The sequence below is a fragment of the Kitasatospora sp. NPDC050543 genome (assembly GCF_044457565.1).
Taxonomy (GTDB): Bacteria; Actinomycetota; Actinomycetes; order Streptomycetales; family Streptomycetaceae; genus Kitasatospora.
This window is the reverse complement of sequence record NZ_JBITGZ010000028.1, coordinates 76611-93421: the sequence shown is the minus strand read 5'-3', so window position 1 is coordinate 93421 and position 16811 is coordinate 76611. Positions and strand designations below refer to the sequence as shown.

Sequence of the window (16811 nt, the reverse complement as noted above, 5' to 3'; positions counted from 1 at the left end):
CGGAGTTCGAACGGATCATCAGCGAGGCACGAGCCGGTCGCCTGAACGAGGGACTGGCTGCATAGGAAGGCCTCTACGAAACCAGGGGATTGACAGCCCTGAACGGCTCTTCAGCTCCAGAAGCAGCTGCGTGACCTCGTTCGTCTCCCTCAATTCCCCCATCCCCTCTGACACCGTTCCGACTGCCCGCCCGCTCCTGAGCCCCGCCGTGATCGCAGCCCGTGACGTGGGCCGCCAGCAGCGGTCGCGCTCGGCGCCGCCGTACCCCCAGCGGCCGGATCACCGCGACGAGAACCGCTGCCTCGCTGTCCATGCCGTTCCCGCGTCCCTTGAGCGCGTCCCAGGAATGCTACGTCTTCCCAGGTCAAAGCAGGTAATGGCGTTCCCGCGTCCCTGATTCCACGCCCACCGTTGTGGCGTGGGCGGACCAGCGGACACGCTGTCGGCGGACACCGAGAGGGAGCACCTGTGAGCACTGTTCGAGCGGCCCGGGCCGCGATACGCACCACCGACCGATTCCACCGCGGTGCGGTGGCACTGACGATGGGCGGGGTACTGCTGCTGACCGCGGCCTGCAACGACGGCCGAGACCAGGAGGGCAGGGGCCGTGAAGCGGCTGAGGCGGCGGGCACCGCCGTCTCCGGCGGGACAGCGGCCGCGAGCGAGCCGAGGACGTCGGCCGCGGTGCTGGACGTCCAGCCGAAGGACGGAGCCCAGGGCGTGGCGCCGAACGCACTGCGGGTGTCCGTCTCCCACGGGAAGCTCACCGCGGTCGACGTGAGCGACAAGGACGGCAAGCCCGTCCCGGGCTCGCTCGCCCCGGACGGCACCGGCTGGAAGCCCGCCGCCGCGCTCGCACCCGGCACGAGATACACGGTGAACGCCCAGGCAAAGGACGCCGACGGCCTCGTAGCCGCCTCCACCACCGCCTTCACCACACTGGCGCCCGACAAGCGGGCGTCCACCAACGACAACATCGGAGACGGCCAGACCTACGGCGTAGGCATGATCGTCAAGGTGGACTTCGGCACGAAGATCACGAACAAGGACGCCGTCGCCAAGGCGATCACCTTCGAGACGGACAACGCCACCGAGGTGAAGGGCCACTGGTTCGGCGACGACCGGCTCGACTTCCGCCCTGCCGAGTACTGGAAGCCGGGCACCAAGGTCACCATCCACTACCGGCTGAAGAACGTCGAGGTCTCCCCCGGCGTCTGGGGCGACATCGACAAGGACGAACCGTTCACCATCGGCCGCTCCCAAACCTCGACCGCGGACGCGGCCACGCACCAGCTCACGATCGTCCGGGACGGCAAGTCCACCACCGTGCCCGCCACTCTCGGCGACGAGAAGCACCCGTCGTGGGGCGGCACCATGGTGATCATGTCCAAGGAGAAGGTCACCCACATGAACTCCCGGACCGTCGGCCTCGGCAGCGAGTACGACATCCCCGCCGTCCCGCACGCGATGCGGCTGACCAGAACCGGCACCTACCTCCACGGCAACTACTGGTACAAGGGCAACCCGTTCGGCAAGGCGAACACCAGCCACGGCTGCGTCGCGCTCAAGGACGTCGAGGGCGGCAGCGACACCTCCGTCGCGGGAACGTACTTCAACGACTCGCTGATCGGCGACGTGGTCAAGATCGTCAACTCGAAGGAGAAGACCGTCTCCCCCGACAACGGACTCGGCGGCTGGAACCTCCCCTGGGCGAACTGGTAGATCCCACCCACCCGTGCACACCACCGGTGATCAGCAGGACAGAGTCCCGACCGACCTCATCGGCGGGCCCGCCATGGTCGTCCTGCACAGCGGACCCGAGTAGCTGTACGAGAAGCACCTCGCCGCCCTCGCGCCGATCGGGGGCGGTGCCTGCATCTGGGCACCGACCCCGGCCGGCCGCCAATTACGACATCGCCCTTTCGGACGCGTTCTGGCACGCGATGACCGGGCTCGTCCACGCCTTCGCGCTCGCCACCGCCGAGGGCATCGCCGCCGCCGACGCGTCCCCTACGCCGAGGGGACCGCGATCCTGCCCGACATCATCGACGGGACGGCCCGGCAGGTCTGCGCCGGTGACTACCCCGGCGACGGCTCCGAAGCGGTCCAGCCCGCCGGGGACTCCCCCGGGCCGGCGGAACGAAGAGCACTTCCGCCAGGACCACATCTGGCAGGAGCGGGGCCGAGCGCACCAGCGCCACCGGAAAGCACCAGCTCTCCGAGCTCACCAGGGCCGACCTGCACAGGCGCGCCATCGACCTCGACGTCCCGGGCCGCTCCGTCATGAGCCGCGACGCACTCCAGCCCGCCCTCGAACACGCCGCGCGCCCCCACCGACCCGCTTCCTGATCACGGCCCAGCTGCCGCGGGGAAGCCAGCTGACGCCGCCGACAGGGGTGTCGGCGGCGAGGCCGGCCCCTCGGTGGAACTGACCAGGTGCCCAGAACGGTTCTCACCGGCCCGGGGTCGGCCGTTTCGGGTGTGTCAGAACGCGGTGCGGCTGAGGCTCCTGGGGTCACCGCCGACCGGGGTGCAGCCGCCGACCGGGTCCAGGGCGGACCCGGTCGCCTCGGACGGCACCCTGGTCACCCGAACTGGCCGGGCTGGTAGTCGCCGGCGGGCATCTGGAGCATGACGTTCCCGCGGTTGAAGGCGTTGATGACGGTGATGACACCCACCAGGGCGCCGAGCTGCTCCTCGTCGTAGTGCTTGGCGGCGTTCGCCCAGACCTCGTCCGGGACGCCGCCCGCCGCATCGGCGATGCGAGTGGCCTCCTCCGCCAGCTCCAGCGCCGCGCGCTCGGCCTCGGTGAACACCGTGGCCTCCCGCCAAGCCGCAACCAGGTTGAGGCGTTCCGCGGACTCCCCGGCGTGCACGGCGTCCTTGAAGTGCATGTCGGTGCAGAAGCCGCAGCCATTGATCTGGCTGGCGCGGAGCTTGACCAGCTCCTGAGTCGAGGCCGGCAAGGTCGAGCCCTCGAGCACCTTGCCGGCGGCGATGATGTGCTTGAAGACCTTGCCCAGGACCGGGTTGGTGAAGGGGTTCAGGCGTGCTTCCACGATGCGCTCCATTGCCGTTGTCTGGACGGTTCCACACCTATGACACGGCAGCTCACCGAGTTGTGACACGGACGTCCCGTGACGTGCATCACCTCTGCTGTGCTGCGGCAGGGGCGCGCGCCGTCAGGACTCTTCGTCGGTCAGACCGCGGGCATGGGCGAACGCCTCCAGGAACTCCTGTCGGCCGCGATCAGTCTCGGCCTCGGCCAGGCTTCGGTGCCCCAGCAGGAGCCGGTCGACCTGTTCCGGCGGCAGATCCTTCAGCATCTAGGCAATGCTCCCCATCACCTTCACCGCAGATTCGAGGTTCACCTCGCCGACGTCGCAACTGTCGAGGCGCCAGATGCTGTCGACGAGCAGCCCAAGTCGGTCGGTTCGTGGCACAGCACAGCGAGTCGGCCGACTGGTGTGCGCCCGCCCGTCTCGGCTACCGACTGCCAGGCACCCGGCGAAGTACGTTACGCAGCAGTTGGACCACGCCCTCGGTGATCTCGGCACACCGCTGCTCCGCCAGGGCGAGCAGTTCGGCGGCCTGTGCGGGGCCTGCGTCGAGGGACGGGACCGGGCGGGTGCGCCAGGGGTCCGGGGCCAGGGTGCGGATCTGTGTGGTGGCGTCGGTCCTGGCCTGGGCGGCGAGTCGGGGGTGGGAATCAGCGCTCAGGACGAGGGCGGCGCGCAGTGCGGTGAGGCGGTCGTGCCGGTTCAGCAGCCGGTAACCGGCCCGTCGGACCGCCGGCCGGTGCGGGTCGGAAAGCATGTCCCACAACTGGTCGGCGGGCAGGTGAGTGGCACTTGGGGCGAGGGTGGCGGCGGCTTCCTTGACCACAGCGGTGGAGCCGTCCCGCAGCAGCACCATGACCCGGGGCACGGGCACCGCGTCGAGGCTCCGCAGGGCGCGCAGCGCGTGGACGCGGACCTGAGGGGCCGGGTTGTCCAGCAGGGCGGTAAGCAGTGGGCCGTCGGCCCGGCTGCCGATCTCGGCGAGCCCACCGATCGCCCCGACCCGTGGCACGGCGGCCTGGACCGCCGCGCGGTAGTACGCCGGTGAATCCGTACCGGTGCAGCGTGCCGCTTCTCGAGCCAGGGCTCGGATCATTGCGGACGGGTCGTCGAGGAACGGCACCACGTCCTGCGGGGAACCGGTGCGCATCAGCCCTGTGAGGGCGGTGATCCGGACCTCGGCGTGGCGGTTGCGGGCCAGGCGATGGAGCAGCCCGACCTGGTCGGTCCAGACCGCCTGCCGGGCGGCGGCCTCGGCGGCCCGGGCCCTGACCTGACGGTCGGGGTCGCTCTCGGCGAGGGCGGCGAGGTCATGAAGCCGCAGGCGTTGCACGGTGGCGTCGAGAGCGAAGCGCCGCACAACCGGCTCGGGGGCGGTGAGAAGCCTTCCGCACAGGGCTGTGCCCGACTCTGCCAGCAGCGAGGCGAGCAATTGACCGAGGGCGAAGGAGCCGCGCTGGCGCCGGTTGACCAGCAGCGCCGTCCGCACGGTCGCCGCGGTGGCCAGCAGGGGCTTCTCATGGAGCAGCACGGCCAGCCCCGCGCACGCCGGCTCCCGGACCTGCCGGACCCAGTCGCTGGTCCGCAGCACCAGAAACGGCGTCATCTCCGGGTCCGGCTGGCTCAGCATCCGCCGCACCGCGCGCTCGCGGACGCGGCCATCGGCGTGCGAGGCCGCCAGGGCGAGCGCGACCGGGTCGGCCTCGGTGAGGGAGGGGGCAGGACGCGTCGAATACCACGACTCCCGTCGTATGAAGGCATCCAGGCGCAGCAGCAGAGCCGGACGCTCCGTCAGCACGCGCAGCGCCTCGGTCGCGTCTTCGCGATCCCCGGCCGAACCGACCGCCAGCAGTGCGGCGATCAGCTCCTCGAGCGCACCTCCGTCCCGAGCCCGCGCCCCGGCAGCAGCCAGCCGCACACGCTCCAGCGCATCCCTACCAGCAGACGACGGCGAGGACGGGACAGGCTGCTGACGACGGAGGAAGAAGTTCACCGCGACATCGTGCCTCAGCCCGCCAACCCGACGCCTCCCATATACGACGCCATCAAGAACCCCGTCCCAGAGCGTCCACCCGCCGACGGCCGGACCCCAGCAGCCGTGATGACGATCGGCGTCCGTTCTTCACCGCACTTTCGGCGCGACGCTTCACCACCACGTCAGCGCTGCGCCCCGCACGCCACCGCAACCACTCCCGACCAGAGGTCCGGACGAACAGGATGTGCAAGGCCATTTCACGCCCACCGATGCCGGCAGGTCACGCTTCACGGTCCTTGGCCGGGCAGGGCTTCGCGTGCCGCATCCGAACCCCTCCACCACGGATCGTCCGGGGCCGAGAACAGCGCGGCCACAGGCTCCCGCTTGGTTGACCCCGGTGCGGCCACAGGCCGGCACCCCCGCCTTGCGGCCGCCGAGTGAAAGTCCGTCCGACCCGTCCGCACGCTGCCGAAGCGCTGTCGCGTACGGCCGGAGAGACAACGTCCGCGAGTTGACGTGTCGTGGTGCCGGTGTCGGCCGGCCGCACGACGAGGATGGTGCCGACCGGCGAGAGAGGCTGCAATGAGCGTGAGTGATTTCCGGAGATACGAGGAACGCGCCGCGGATCGGATGATCTTCTTCTCCGACGCCGTGGTGGCGATCGCCATCACCCTGCTGGCCCTCGAACTTCCGGCGCCCGAGGGGCCGACGGTCTCGGCGTTCCTCTCCGCGGTACGCCAGGACCTCGACCACTACCTGGCATTCCTGATCAGCTTCGCCGTGATCGCCGCCGCCTGGGGCCAGCACAACAGGATCTTCCGATACACCGAGCGCACCGACGCCCGGCTGCGAACGTTCAACGCGTGCTGGCTGCTGGCGATCGTGCTCAACCCCTTCGCGACCAAGCTCCTCACCACGGAGGGCGACGACTCGGACACGGTGGGCCTGCGGTTCGGTTTCTACGCCCTGCTGCAGTTCCTCGCGCACGCCACGGTGATCGCCATGGAGCGCCGGATGACCTCGCATCAGCTGCGCGCCCCTGACGTCCCCGCGGAGCTGGTCGCGGCGGGGGAGCCGGTGCTGTACGGGATGATGCTCGGCTTCGGGCTGTCCATTCCGGTATTCTTCCTCACGCCGTACGCCTGGGTGTTGTGGATCTTGATTCCGCGGGCAATCGGGCGACTCCTCCGGAACCGACCGCGCACTCCCACCGGCGGCTGACGGACAGCCTCTGGGCACGCCGCGGCGGGCCGACGGCCCCGGGGCGGGCAGTCGGGGCATGCTCGGCGCCGCGCAGAGTCGGCCCCGCGTCGCTGCGGTCGGTGAGATGCAGGCCCCGCTTCAGGGTGAACTCGGCGATCCCGTCGGCGGTGTGGAACGGTTCGGTGACCGGGACGACCCCTGCTGGTCAGCCAGCGTCCAACCGCAGCGCACCCGCGTCGCCGTAGCGCAGGCTGGCTTGAGGACGAGCTCATGCCGGCGAGCCCGGGCATAGTCGACCAGCTGCACTTCCTGCCCCTCGGCCCAGGTCCGGCCTCGGCGCGGGTGTCGGGTCCAGGGAGCAGCCGGTCCAGCGCCCCGCGCTCACTCGCGCTGTGACGTTCGAATCCGGCCATCGGTCGACGTTGCTGTCTGAGTGCGCGTCCGCACATCCGGATAGGGTGAGCTATCGTCAACTAGCTTCGTGGAGGCGGAAGATGCGCATACCGGCCCTGCTTGCCACCGTCGCGGTGACGGCCGCGACTATAGCGGGAGGAGCGGCTCCGGCCGCTGCCGACACCGTGACCAGCACGGTCAACCTGGAGGCCGGCACCGGCCTCCACCACAATTCCGCGACTGTGATCTATGAACGCGTCGACGGCGCGGTGAACTCAGTCAAGATCATCTCGCTGCAGGCCTTCTCCGGCAAGCCCGACTGCGTCTGGGTGGAGTGGAACGACCCGAAGGACGTGGGGGACGGTTGGACCGCCCTCAACTCCGAGCCTCCATGCCACGGCGGCAGCATGGGGGAAACGCTCAACCGGATCATCAAGGCGCCCAAGGACCATCAGCTCAAGGTGCGCCTGGCCGCCTACCACGATGGCGGGATCGAAGTGATCCACAAGGACCTCGCAAGGCTCTAGCCGGACACCGTGCGGCGCCCGGATGCCGGAGGTGATCCGGTGGCGCCACGCCCCCGGCAGGCCGCCAAGAGCGTCTCATCGGGGATCAGCGGGAGGACCACCGGAATGCCTGCGACGAGGAGTCCTGCCAGGAAGATCGCGGCGGTCTTCTCATACATCGGTCGGCGGCTACCTTGTCGGCGCCTGGCCGGTCGAACTGCGTCAACCCCGGACTGGTCGCTGCAAAGGAAACCGCAGAAGCCAAACCGGTCCTCTCCCCGATGGCCCGCCCCGGCAGGGCCTGGCCGCCTTGGCCGCGTTCGTGGAGCGGGAGACGCCATGCCAACGTCCGCCGACCCCACAAGGAGCCGCCGGATACCGCAATACCCGGCCCGGGGGCGCGGAGACCGTCGTGGTGACCGAGCTCGTGCCGGGCCTGCCGGTTGTACAACCGGAAGGCCCGACGCGGGAGCTGACCTCAGGTCAGCTCCCGCAGCAAGCCGAGCGCCGCTCGATGGGCGTGACCGGGAAGTGTCAGCCCATGCTCTTGGCGCCGTCCAGGGCCTCGCGGATGATGTCGGCGTGACCGGCGTGCTGGGCGGTCTCGGCGATGATGTGGAGCAGGACGCGGCGGGCGGACCACTCGGCGTCGGCGTCGAACCAGGGCGCCTTCGGCAGCGGGTGGGAGACGTCCAGGTCGGGCAGGGTGGCGACCAGCTCGTCCGTGCGGCGGGCGACCTCGGCGTAGTCGGCGAGTGCACCGGCCAGGGTCTCGCCGGGCAGCAGCTTGAAGCTGTCCTGGCGGTGGGCCCAGTCCTCCTCGGTCATGGCGGTGAAGTCCGGCATAGCGGACGGGCCTTCAAGGATGAACCCGATCCAGCTCTTCTCGACCCCGGTGACGTGCTTGACCAGCCCGCCCACGCAGAGCTCGCTCACGGTCGAGCGCTCGGCGGCCTGCGCGTCGGTCAGCTCGTTCGCGGTGAAGCGCAGGAAGAACCGCGCCTTGGCGAGCTGCTCCAGCAGGTCGGCGCGCTCGCCGGTGAGGGCCGGGGTCCGGGGCTGGGTGGTGGGCTCGGTCATTGTCTCTCCGCCTTCGTGAGGTGTTGTCCGTCGACGAGAGACACAGTACGCACCATCTAGGTCAGATCATGGCCTAGATCGGCCGATCACGGAGTCGCACAGTGTGCGCTCGCGCAGACTGTCAGCCCGGCCTCCCTCGCGCATGTGAAGCGCTCAGCGGCAACGGGTTTGATTTGCACGTCAGTTGAGAACAGTCGCACCAAGGTCAGCGGGCGACATGCTCGGCCAGATACTCCTCCCAGGTCCGCTTGCCCACCGCCCGATCGGGTGCGGTCAGGGCGCCGGAACGGAAGCCTGCCCCGATCTTCCCCGGGATGAAGACCGGCAGGACGCGGCGGCGCTTGCCGGCCGCTCGCAGCCAGTCCTTGGCCAGCCGGTCGGCCGTGTACACCGTGGGCCCGGCAAGGTCCGGCACCCTCCCCCACCCTCCGGCCGGGGGTGCTCCCTTGCCCGGCTCGCCCAGGGCCAACTCGACCAGCCGGTCCGCCACTTCGCCCTGGTGCACCGGCTGGCAATCGGTGCCGCTCGGCACGATGACTACCGGCAGCTTCGACAGGACCCCGAAAACCGTGTTCAGCAGCTCGGGAAACTGGGTGGCTCGCAGATTGGTCCAGCCGATCCCCGAGGCCGCCAGCAGCCGCTCGCCCTCCAGCTTGATCCGGTAATAGGGGTACGGGATCCGGTCGATGCCGACGATCGAGATGTTGACGATGTGCTCGACCCCGGAGCGCCGCGCCGCCTCCAACAGACGGTTGAGGGCCGGGATGTCGTTCTTGAAGTGCCGGATGTCGGTCGCGCAGTGGACGACCGTGCGGACCCCGGCGAACGCCTCGTCCAGCCCGGCGCCGGTTGCCAGGTCACCGGTGAACCAGGCCACCCCCGGGTCGTCCGGCAGCACGGACCTGCGGGTGAGGGCCCGCACCGGCAGGCCGGTGCGGCGCGCCCGGTCCAGCACCTCCCGGCCGAGCACGCCCGTCGCACCGGTCACCATGATCGCGTTGTTCTGCATCAGCCACAGCCCTTCTCGTCCTGCCGTCACTGATGAAGAACCGACGACTCACGGGTTCTGTGACAGCTCCGGCAGCTGATTCGCCAGAAAGGCCAGTTTGTCCGGGTTCCGGACGAGCCGGATGCCGGTGATCCCGGCCTCGCCGACCTCCAGCGCACCGAACGAGGTCAGCTCGCCGTCCTCCCAGCCGAGCGCCACCGGACTGCCGTTCGCCTCGACGATCTCGATCCGCACCCCGTTCGCCCACCGGGCGAACAGACCCGCCAGGAACCGGGCCACCATCTCCCGGCCGACGACCGGCCGACGCGCCGCACCCACCTTGCCGCCGCCGTCCGACCACGCGACCACCTGATCGGCGAGCAGCGCCTCCAACTGCGACATCGCCCCCTCCGCCGCCGCCTCAAGGAACCGGGCCAACAGTTCGCCGCTCAGCTTCTGCGAGGGGACGAACCTCGGCCGGCCGTCCGTCAGATGCCGTTTGGCCCTGCGGTACAGCTGCCGCGCGTTCGCCTCCGAGCAGTCGAGCACGCCGGCGATGTCCCGGTGGCTGTAGTCGAAGGCGTCGCGAAGCACCACAGCCGCCCGCTCCGGCGGCGTCAACCGCTCCATCATCACCAGCACCGCCAGCGACACCGCGTCCCGCTGCTCCGCCGTCTCCATCGGCCCGAGTGCCCCGCAGTCGGTCCGCACAGGCTCCGGCAGCCACGGCCCGACGTACTCCTCGCGCTGGGCGCGTGCCGAGGTCAGCCGGTTCAGACACAGATTGGTGAGCACCTTGGCCAGCCACGGCGCCGGCGCCACGACCTGGCCCGGCTCGGCCCCGTGCCACCGCAGGTACGCATCCTGCACGACGTCCTCCGCCTCCACCGCCGACCCGAGCATCCGATACGCCAACGAGAACAGCCGGGGCCGGTGCGCCTCGAACTCCTGTGCCTTGTCCATGGGGTCACACGCTAGACGAGGCGTATCGATCTAGGACCTGCCCATCGGGAATCGATCATTCCGGCGATCGGGAAGCGATCTCCGGGCCGCTCGGGCCCATGCGAAGCTCGCCCTGACCGGATGTAAGGTGACACCAGGTGTGCCGGGAAGCCTGGTCGGCGTGTGAGTAGTCCATGCCTGCCCCGAGGAGAACCGTGAACGCCCACCGCTCCCACACCGATCACTCGTCCGACACGACGTCCGCGGCCGCAGCGGACAGCCTCGGCCCGCTGGTGCGGGTCGACGGCCGGTGGTTCATCGGCGACCACCAGCGCGAGGCCTACATCGCCCTTCTCCCCGAGGGGTTCGAACACCGCGTCACCGGCCGCGCGCCCCGGCTGGTGCCCTGGGACCGCCTCATGGACCTGACGGTGGCGGTCACCAGCAGCCGCTTCCTCAGCACACCGGCCGGCGGCCTGCTCTCCAAGTACAGCGGCATCACGATCCACGGCTCCACGCTGCGCGCCACGGTCCGACACCCCTACGACGTATGGGTACCCCGGTTCATCCACCACCGCCGGTGGTACCCCGCACTCGAGATCGCGGCGCTGGACATGCTGCTCGGCAGCGTCGTCGAGCTCGGGCGCGCCGAACGCCTCGGCGACAACGCCTGGCTGCGCTCCACCGTCCGCCAACTGGCACCCCACCACTTCTACCGGAAGCGGTGGAACGGCAACGCACTCGACACCGCACTGAGAGACGTCATCACGCGACAAGGCTGACACCGGTGACCCGGAACCGGGACACCCACCACCGGCTCCAGCCCCGCTCCCGGAGTCCCCTCACCAACGGCCTGGACGAGGCCGATGACTCTCGACCTGGGTCCGCGAGGCACACCGCAGCCACGGCGCCGACGTCGATGCCGGCGGTCAGGCCAGTGCGACTGCCAGCAGTGCGGCGGCATCGGCGACCAGCAGTTCGTCGGCGGGTGCGGTGGCGTCGAACTTGGTGGACAGGACCGCCATCACGATCGATCCCCGACCAGGCGGCCAGGTCACGCCCACCACATTGGTCGTGCCGAAGGCGCCGGTACCGGTCTTGTCCGCGGTGGTCCAGCCCTCGGGGAGTCCCGCGCGGAAGCGGCCGCCGCTGGTCGTGTTGGCGAGCAGCCACCTGGTCAGCCTCTCGCGGTCCCACGGTTCGAGCGCGCCTCCCAAGGCGAGCCGGGCATAGGTCCGGCCGATCGCGCGCGGGCTTGAGGTATCGGTCACGCGTCCCGGCTCCGCCGAGTTCAGGTCGGGCTCCCACCGGTCGAGCCGGGTCACCTCGTCGCCGATGGAACGGCAGAAGCGGGTGACCGCTCCCGGGCCGCCGAGCTCGCGCAGCAGGAGGTTCGCCGCGGTGTTGTCGCTGTGGTCGATGGCGGCCGCGCACAGGTCCGCGACGGTCATGCCGCCCACGAGGTTCTCGGGCAGGCCCGTGATCGGCGCGTAGCCCGACTCCGTGACGTCCTTCTCCGAGTACCGGATGCACTTGGCGAGGAACTCGCCGTCCCGGTCGAGGTCCCTCAGGATCGCGGCCACGGCGATCGTCTTGAACGTCGAGCACATCGGGAACAGCTCGTCCGCGCGGTGGAGCACGGTCCTGCCGGTGACCGTGTCACACGCGAAGACCCCCAGACGCGCGGAATGCGCCTGTTCGAGAGCGCGCAGCTGCCCAGCGATGCCCTCGTCGTCCGTGCCCTGCGCGAAGGCCCTTCCCCCGGCCGGGAGAACGACGGCAAGGGCCGTAGCGGCGGCCCCGGCAAGAACCCCACGCCGACTCGAACGCAGTTCCATGAGCATCTTCCCCTTTGCGCGTGCGGCCACCGGGCATGACGGCCGTCCCTTTCGGACCATTCAAGCCCATTCATCCCTTCTGAGGACGCGGCTCCGCCCGTGCCCGTTCCCTCCTGCCGCCTGCCGCCTGCCGCCTGCCGCCTGCCGCCACATGCCCACCAAGCCCGTGCAGTCGGGCACCAGCCCCCGATGGGGCCTGCGCACGGTTGCTCGGGCCCGGCCGACGGGGAGCGGAACAAGGTTTGTGCAAGGTCTGCGCAAGGAGGGCAGGGCAGTGTCGTCCTGCCCCGGTCAATCGTCTCGGTGTGCGCTGCCTGTCCGGTGGCCGGGGTTCCAGCATCGTCCGCATCGATTGGAGATGGTCATGCGCATTCGCTCTCTCGCCTCTGCCGCAGCTCTGACTGCCTGTCTGGGGCTCGGCCTGCTGACGGCACCGGCCCAGGCAGCCGCGCCGACGACGGCGGTCTCGGCATCCGCCCCGGCGGCCCCGGCCGCCTCCGTCACGGCGTCCCACGTGGTGCTGTACAAGTGGTGGAACACCGGCGACGGCTACGGCAGGAAGTACGACTGCGACCGCCGGGCGGCATGGTGGTTCGACACTCACACCGACGTCTACGGCGCCGAGTGCCGGTGGAACGCCGGCATCCGCAAGTGGCAGGTCTGGATCCAGAGGTAGCACCCCTCCGCGCCGCCTGCCCAGCGATCCCGGGCAGGCGGCGCGGTCGCGCGCATGCCGGCTCCGACCGAGGTCAACCGACATACGCGCCTCGTGAGATCCCGACGACGATCCGCTAAGCGGGCCGACGGACACGGACCAGGATGGCTACTGCCCGATGAACCGGGCCCCGCTCCCCGTAGTCGGCCGAGCCGCGTACGGGACGGGCGAGGGCCCCGGCCTGTGCGGCCTCCGAGAGGGGCGTGGACCCTCCCGTCCGGCTCGGACGCAAGGGTCCACGCCCCTGGGTCAGCGGGTGACGCTCCAGACCAGGCTGCGCGTCAGCGCCGGGGTCAGGGCCGGGTCGATGACGGCCGACGTGGGGTCGTTCGCAACGGCCTTGAGCTCGTGGGCCGCGGGCTTGGGACCGGTGGGGCCAAGGTCGGAGACCGCGATCGTCCTGCGGTCGCGCAGGGCCGTCACCTCCTTGCCGTCGAGGTACCAGCGCAGCTTGGTGCCGGAGACCGGGAGGTCGACGGTGAGGCTGTCGGTCGCGGTCAGCCGCGTGGTGACGGGAGTGGCGCTGGAGACGGTGGAGGCGTGCCGGTAGAAGCCGGCGATCATCGCCTCGCGGCCGGGGAGGTTGAACTCGCGCCCGAGGGAGCGCATCACGGAGTTGTCGGTCGGCCGGTTGAGGCCGGACGGGTAGTTGCCGGCGCCCTGGTAGGCACCGACGGTACCGCCGTCGGGCGAGGTCTTCCCGAGCCAGCGATACCACTTGACCTTGTCCTGGCGCATCCGGTCGGCGCTCAGGGTGGTGATGTTGGGCTGCGGGGGCTCCGCGCCCCGGTAGGGCTCCTGGCCCTCGGCGACGTACTCGTCCGCGAGCTTGCCCAGCGAGTGGCCGGTCTCATGCACGGCGATCTGGCCGGACGCGCCGTTGCCGCCCGCCACGGTGGCGATGCCCTCGTACCCGACCGGCGACTGGGTGCTGCCGTAGCCGGCGCCACCATACTTGGCGGTGTTGGCGACGACGATCACGAGGTCGGCCTGCGGAGCCTTGGCAGCGTAGGCGTCGACGGCCTTGATGTCCACGCACAGCAGCCGCTCGATGGAGTCGCACCAGAAGTGCGAGCCGAGGGCGGTCTTGCGGACGGTGCTCTGCTTCGGGTCGCCGGAGACGCCCGACTGTGCGGAGACGGCGTCCACGGCCCACACGTTGAACAGCTTTCGATAGGTGGCGTAGGGCTGGACGGCGCTGATGTCCTTCCACTTCGCGGCGGCGTCCTTGCGGAACTTCGCCTGCTCCGAAGCCGTGTAGCCGTCGCCGATCATGACCACGTCCAGCTTGCTGTCCGTGCTCCCGTTGTCGACGATCTTCGTGACGGCACCGTCCCCGGCGGCGGCCGCGCTCATCGACGGCTCGGCGGCGAAGGGGGACGCCGCAGGGACCCTGGCCCGGCTGATGGCGCCGTCCTCGGCGAAGACCTCGACGTCCTGGTCACCCGGCGCGGCGGTGACGGCGACCGGGTCAAGCGGAGCGGCGACCGCCGGGCCGACGCCGACGGCGAGGGCCGCGAGCGTCGTGACGCCGGTCAGGAGGACCGAGGTGAACCTGCTGTTGCGCAAGGGAGCTTCTCCGAAATCGATTGGCAGCGAGGAGCGGTGACGAGCGGTTCCAGGAGGTGCCGGGCCGCAGGTCTTGTGCCGTGCCCTCGCTCCCCACCGCCAACACGGGCGCACAAGACCCGAGCTGACCGGGCGACACCGCCCGGTCACCACCTCACCGGTGGATACGGCCCGCTTCCCACGAGCGGTTCACGCCGGATGCCGCCGCCTCCCCCGCGGCGGCGCCGTCCACATCACCGACGGCTGCGGTCGCCGGGGAATGCCCCCACGGCACACAAAGGGCGGGCGCCGTGGAGGCACCGCCTCGCCTCCGCCCCGCCTGCACTCCTGGACCGTGCCGGTACGGTGCCACGCCGATGCCTCGTCGCGGACCGCAGCGGTGAAGGAGAAGTCGCCCCGCCGCGCGACATCCTGACGCCTCACGTAGTCATGAGGGGTATGCACGGGGATCACGAAGCAAGAGAACAGGCGGGGACCGAGTGAAATCAGCACAGGAGGATGAGTACCTGGAGTTCGTGGCCGCGAGGGCGAAGGCGCTGTACCGCTCGGCGTACGTCCTCGCGGCCGGCGACGCGCATCTTGCCGAGGACCTGGTCCAGGAAACCCTCAGCCGGGTGTACGTGCACTGGAACCGGGTGGCCGGTGCGGACAGCCCGGCGGCCTACGCCCAGACGGTTCTGGTCCGCACCTTCCTCAGCCTGCGGCGTCGGCGAAGCACCGGCGAGCGCCCCATCGAGAACATGCCCGACGGTGCGGCGTCCGGCCCGGACACTGCACTGCGGCTCACCCTGCTGGACGCGCTCGGCCAACTTCCGCCCCGCGACCGGGCGGTGCTGCTGCTGCGCTACTGGGAGGACCGCAGCATCGAGGAGACCGCCCAGATGCTCAGGCTGAGCAGCAGTGCGGTCCGCTCCCAGGGAACCCGTGCGCTCGGGAGGGTGCGTGCGTTGCTCGGCGACACCCTGTCCGACCTGGTTCCGCACTGAGCACCGGTGCACGCAGGTCAAATCCGCCGCAAAGCCCCCATCAGCGACAGAGAAGGTGATGCCAGTATGCCGTTCGAAGCAGACCTCGCACATGCCCTGGACCGCACGACCGACTCCCTCGAACCCGATCTCACGGCGCTCCTGAGCGGAGCCGTCGCGCGCGGGCGGAGCCGTCGGCGTCGGCGCAACGCCGGCGTCATCGCCGGGGTCGGCGTCTGCGCCGTGATCGCGGCAGCCGGCGTGGTGATCCCCGGCGCGCTCGCCTGGACCCACTCCGCGGGATCCGACATCGAGACGGTGGCGCTGGCGATGCCCCGTTCTGCGATCACCGGCGCCCAGATGATCGAGGCCCTGGAGGGGACGTTCCCCGGGAGCCGGTTCAGCCAGGAGACCGGGCAGAGCAACAACCCCTCGGATCCGTCCGGCGGGTACGTCGCCAACGGTGAACTGGTCGTCGACGACGGGCACGGCGCCGCCATGGTCGGCGTCTCGGCCGTGCGGCTCAAGCTCCCGCTCAGGGACGGCGACGGGCTGAGCTGCGAGCGGACGCCCGCGCGTGCCGCAGGTGACACCTGCACGCTGAGCGAGCTGCCGAGCAGTGCCGCGATTCCCGGCGGGGCCGTGGTGATGTCGGAGCAGAACGCGGCCGAGCACCCGGTTCGTGCCGACACCGCCCACCGCTGGACGGTGACGGTGACCTTGAAATCGACCGGCGCGCAGCTTCAGCTGGTGCAGTGGAACAGCACCGGCGGCGGCAGTGGAGCCGACGCACCAAAGCCGACCCGTGCCGCTCCCCCGCTCTCCGAGCAGCAGGTGGTGGCGGCACTCACCGGTGCCGCCTGGGCGCCGATCCTCGGTGCCGTCGGCTGATCCGTTGCCACGCCGAAGACGGGTCCGGGATGACCGGATGCCGCGTCTGCACGGGTGAGAACGCTTGCCGCGGGACGAGTAGGCCAGCCACCCCAGCCCACGCACCAGCCCACACCGCAGCTGCGCACCCCCCGGAACGTCAACAGGCTCACGGTCGTGCCGCCCGTGCGCCCGTGTGCGCTACCCGAGCCCCCGTACGGTCCTGGGCGCCCGCATGCCGCGACGCGGTGCGGGGGAGGCTGGCTCCGCGCGACGCTCGTGGCACGCGGTGGGAGAACGGCGGGGCAGGGCCGGGGGGCAGGTGGGCTGGTGCGGTGGGGGCCGTGGTGCCCCGACGAAGGGACCACGGAACCGATAGCCGTGAGCCGTTGCACGGATACGCCCTCCGGGCCGTCGTACCTACAACCGGCACACGCCGGTGGTGGACGGAAGGGGACGGCATGTCCTGGGAACAACCGGCCGTACTGGTCGTGGCACTGGCAGTGCTGCGGCTGGCGGGCGAGGTGGTCCGCTGGTTGCGGGCGAGGTCGAGGGACGAGGCGCGGGCTGCGATGCTCGTCTCGGTCCTGCGGGAGTGCGGACCGAACGTGGTACTGACCGAACGTTCCGGGGACGCGGCACTGAGCGTGCGCTCCGCTGAGACGCCGAACAGCGCAGCCCGCACGGAGGTGTCCGGCCGTGGCTGAC

General features: G+C 70.5%; 17 protein-coding genes. 9 read left to right on the top strand and 8 right to left on the bottom strand.

The window, feature by feature from the left end; genetic code table 11:
* Positions 1–468: 468 nt before the first annotated feature.
* Both ACIBH3_RS27915 and ACIBH3_RS27910 read left to right on the top strand, forming a co-directional pair.
* The gene (locus ACIBH3_RS27915; protein ID WP_396314849.1) at positions 469–1722 is read left to right on the top strand and encodes an Ig-like domain-containing protein; all 1254 of its coding nucleotides are present in this window, start codon (positions 469–471) and stop codon (positions 1720–1722) included.
* A gap of 26 nt (positions 1723–1748) precedes the next feature.
* Entirely contained in the window at positions 1749–2432 is a 684-nt protein-coding gene (locus ACIBH3_RS27910; protein WP_396314848.1) for a hypothetical protein, read from the top strand.
* Positions 2433–2585: 153 nt separating this feature from the next.
* Here ACIBH3_RS27910 and ACIBH3_RS27905 read toward each other — a convergent pair whose 3' ends face one another.
* From ACIBH3_RS27905 to ACIBH3_RS27895, 3 genes are all read right to left on the bottom strand, one after another.
* Positions 2586–3059: a carboxymuconolactone decarboxylase family protein gene (locus tag ACIBH3_RS27905; RefSeq protein WP_396314847.1), complete on the bottom strand. Its 474-nt coding sequence runs from the start codon at positions 3057–3059 to the stop codon at positions 2586–2588.
* Positions 3060–3182: 123 nt separating this feature from the next.
* Positions 3183–3326 carry a hypothetical protein gene (locus ACIBH3_RS27900; RefSeq protein WP_396314846.1) on the bottom strand — a complete coding sequence of 48 codons (144 nt, stop codon included), beginning with the start codon at positions 3324–3326 and terminating at the stop codon, positions 3183–3185.
* 160 nt (positions 3327–3486) lie between these two features.
* A complete protein-coding gene (locus tag ACIBH3_RS27895) occupies positions 3487–4977 on the bottom strand; it encodes a HEAT repeat domain-containing protein (protein WP_396314845.1) in 1491 nt (496 codons plus the stop codon).
* 639 nt (positions 4978–5616) lie between these two features.
* Here ACIBH3_RS27895 and ACIBH3_RS27890 point away from each other — a divergent pair.
* Entirely contained in the window at positions 5617–6255 is a 639-nt protein-coding gene (locus ACIBH3_RS27890; protein WP_396314844.1) for a TMEM175 family protein, read from the top strand.
* Positions 6256–6731: 476 nt separating this feature from the next.
* Positions 6732–7157, top strand: coding sequence for a hypothetical protein (locus ACIBH3_RS27885; RefSeq protein WP_396314843.1), 426 nt, complete (start codon positions 6732–6734; stop codon positions 7155–7157).
* Positions 7158–7670: 513 nt separating this feature from the next.
* Here ACIBH3_RS27885 and ACIBH3_RS27880 read toward each other — a convergent pair.
* The 3 genes from ACIBH3_RS27880 to ACIBH3_RS27870 form a co-directional block, all read right to left on the bottom strand.
* The gene (locus tag ACIBH3_RS27880; protein ID WP_396314842.1) at positions 7671–8216 is read right to left on the bottom strand and encodes a DinB family protein; all 546 of its coding nucleotides are present in this window, start codon (positions 8214–8216) and stop codon (positions 7671–7673) included.
* Between the two features lie 205 nt (positions 8217–8421).
* A complete protein-coding gene (locus tag ACIBH3_RS27875) occupies positions 8422–9225 on the bottom strand; it encodes an SDR family oxidoreductase (protein WP_396314841.1) in 804 nt (267 codons plus the stop codon).
* A gap of 48 nt (positions 9226–9273) precedes the next feature.
* Positions 9274–10167 carry an RNA polymerase sigma-70 factor gene (locus ACIBH3_RS27870; protein WP_396314840.1) on the bottom strand — a complete coding sequence of 298 codons (894 nt, stop codon included), beginning with the start codon at positions 10165–10167 and terminating at the stop codon, positions 9274–9276.
* Positions 10168–10361: 194 nt separating this feature from the next.
* On the opposite strand from ACIBH3_RS27870, the gene ACIBH3_RS27865 reads away from it, so the two are divergent.
* Positions 10362–10928, top strand: a complete 567-nt coding sequence (locus tag ACIBH3_RS27865) for a hypothetical protein (RefSeq protein ID WP_396314839.1) — start codon at positions 10362–10364, stop codon at positions 10926–10928.
* Between the two features lie 147 nt (positions 10929–11075).
* Here the strand turns inward: ACIBH3_RS27865 and bla are convergent, their stop codons facing one another.
* Positions 11076–11984 (bottom strand): class A beta-lactamase, encoded by a 909-nt coding sequence (gene bla, locus ACIBH3_RS27860; protein WP_396314838.1) that lies wholly within the window; start codon positions 11982–11984, stop codon positions 11076–11078.
* A gap of 364 nt (positions 11985–12348) precedes the next feature.
* Here bla and ACIBH3_RS27855 point away from each other — a divergent pair, with 364 nt between their 5' ends.
* On the top strand, positions 12349–12660 hold the full coding sequence (locus ACIBH3_RS27855; protein WP_396314837.1) for a hypothetical protein: 312 nt from the start codon (positions 12349–12351) through the stop codon (positions 12658–12660).
* Between the two features lie 288 nt (positions 12661–12948).
* Here the strand turns inward: ACIBH3_RS27855 and ACIBH3_RS27850 are convergent, their stop codons facing one another.
* Complete coding sequence (locus tag ACIBH3_RS27850; protein WP_396314836.1) at positions 12949–14268, bottom strand: M64 family metallopeptidase; 1320 nt, start codon at positions 14266–14268, stop codon at positions 12949–12951.
* 479 nt (positions 14269–14747) lie between these two features.
* On the opposite strand from ACIBH3_RS27850, the gene ACIBH3_RS27845 reads away from it, so the two are divergent.
* The 3 genes from ACIBH3_RS27845 to ACIBH3_RS27835 all read left to right on the top strand — a co-directional run bounded on the left by ACIBH3_RS27845 (position 14748) and on the right by ACIBH3_RS27835 (position 16810).
* Positions 14748–15254: a SigE family RNA polymerase sigma factor gene (locus tag ACIBH3_RS27845; RefSeq protein WP_396314835.1), complete on the top strand. Its 507-nt coding sequence runs from the start codon at positions 14748–14750 to the stop codon at positions 15252–15254.
* A 66-nt stretch (positions 15255–15320) separates the two neighbouring features.
* On the top strand, positions 15321–16124 hold the full coding sequence (locus ACIBH3_RS27840; protein WP_396314834.1) for a hypothetical protein: 804 nt from the start codon (positions 15321–15323) through the stop codon (positions 16122–16124).
* A gap of 440 nt (positions 16125–16564) precedes the next feature.
* On the top strand, positions 16565–16810 hold the full coding sequence (locus tag ACIBH3_RS27835) for a hypothetical protein (protein WP_396314833.1): 246 nt from the start codon (positions 16565–16567) through the stop codon (positions 16808–16810).
* Position 16811: the final 1 nt, after the last annotated feature.

What these genes read in the sequence shown, in the direction of transcription:
- ACIBH3_RS27900 (WP_396314846.1), bottom strand. Translation starts at nt 3,326, where the DNA reads ATGCTGAAGGATCTGCCGCCGGAACAGGTCGACCGGCTCCTGCTGGGG.
- ACIBH3_RS27890 (WP_396314844.1), top strand. Translation starts at nt 5,617, where the DNA reads ATGAGCGTGAGTGATTTCCGGAGATACGAGGAACGCGCCGCGGATCGG.
- ACIBH3_RS27885 (WP_396314843.1), top strand. Translation starts at nt 6,732, where the DNA reads ATGCGCATACCGGCCCTGCTTGCCACCGTCGCGGTGACGGCCGCGACT.
- ACIBH3_RS27880 (WP_396314842.1), bottom strand. Translation starts at nt 8,216, where the DNA reads ATGACCGAGCCCACCACCCAGCCCCGGACCCCGGCCCTCACCGGCGAG.
- ACIBH3_RS27875 (WP_396314841.1), bottom strand. Translation starts at nt 9,225, where the DNA reads ATGCAGAACAACGCGATCATGGTGACCGGTGCGACGGGCGTGCTCGGC.
- ACIBH3_RS27870 (WP_396314840.1), bottom strand. Translation starts at nt 10,167, where the DNA reads ATGGACAAGGCACAGGAGTTCGAGGCGCACCGGCCCCGGCTGTTCTCG.
- bla (WP_396314838.1), bottom strand. Translation starts at nt 11,984, where the DNA reads ATGGAACTGCGTTCGAGTCGGCGTGGGGTTCTTGCCGGGGCCGCCGCT.
- ACIBH3_RS27855 (WP_396314837.1), top strand. Translation starts at nt 12,349, where the DNA reads ATGCGCATTCGCTCTCTCGCCTCTGCCGCAGCTCTGACTGCCTGTCTG.
- ACIBH3_RS27840 (WP_396314834.1), top strand. Translation starts at nt 15,321, where the DNA reads ATGCCGTTCGAAGCAGACCTCGCACATGCCCTGGACCGCACGACCGAC.
- ACIBH3_RS27835 (WP_396314833.1), top strand. Translation starts at nt 16,565, where the DNA reads ATGTCCTGGGAACAACCGGCCGTACTGGTCGTGGCACTGGCAGTGCTG.